Here is a 232-nt window from a genome sequence, read left to right on the forward strand (position 1 = left end):
AATCCTACCCAAAAACCGCTAACAGATCAAGAGGAATTATTAAAAACAAGCGAAAATTTAAACGAAACCCCACCAAAACCTACAAATTTAAGCCCTTTAGAACAAGCCAGAGCCGAAAAGTTAGCGAAGTTAGAAAGCGAGAAGTTACAAAGCGAACAAGAATTTTTAAAAGCTAAAGAGCAAGAATTAAAGCGTAAAGAAGCTTTAAAAAAGAAATTAGAACACGAGCGAG

Annotated in this window: 1 protein-coding gene; it reads left to right on the top strand. The window is 35.3% G+C overall.

What is annotated here, in order from left to right; all coding sequences use genetic code 11:
- Positions 1-232, top strand: a 232-nt coding sequence (locus QT74_RS07970) for a DUF3519 domain-containing protein (protein ID WP_033765944.1), incomplete at both ends; no start/stop codon positions are given.

It is taken from the genome of Helicobacter pylori SA213A, from assembly GCF_000476275.1.
Lineage (GTDB): Bacteria > Campylobacterota > Campylobacteria > Campylobacterales > Helicobacteraceae > Helicobacter > Helicobacter pylori_CL.